This is a genomic window from Pseudomonas sp. Ant30-3 (genome assembly GCF_000690905.1).
Classification (GTDB): domain Bacteria; phylum Pseudomonadota; class Gammaproteobacteria; order Pseudomonadales; family Pseudomonadaceae; genus Aquipseudomonas.
This window is the reverse complement of sequence record NZ_JMCL01000248.1, coordinates 1-449: the sequence shown is the minus strand read 5'-3', so window position 1 is coordinate 449 and position 449 is coordinate 1. Positions and strand designations below refer to the sequence as shown.

1 rRNA gene is annotated in these 449 nt (G+C 48.8%); it reads left to right on the top strand.

The annotated features are described in order from the left end of the window. Nucleotides 1–449, top strand: a 23S ribosomal RNA gene (locus tag DU29_RS0129165); the annotation flags it as partial.

The following is a 449-nucleotide window of genomic DNA, read 5'->3' as shown; positions in this document are numbered from 1 at the left end:
GGGAACTGAAACATCTAAGTACCCTGAGGAAAAGAAATCAACCGAGATTCCCTTAGTAGTGGCGAGCGAACGGGGACTAGCCCTTAAGTGGCTTTGAGATTAGCGGAACGTTCTGGAAAGTACGGCCATAGTGGGTGATAGCCCTGTACGCGAAAATCTCTTAGTCATGAAATCGAGTAGGACGGAGCACGAGAAACTTTGTCTGAATATGGGGGGACCATCCTTCAAGGCTAAATACTACTGACTGACCGATAGTGAACTAGTACCGTGAGGGAAAGGCGAAAAGAACCCCGGAGAGGGGAGTGAAATAGATCCTGAAACCGTATGCGTACAAGCAGTGGGAGCCCACTTTGTTGGGTGACTGCGTACCTTTTGTATAATGGGTCAGCGACTTATTTTCAGTGGCGAGCTTAACCGAATAGGGGAGGCGTAGCGAAAGCGAGTCTTAA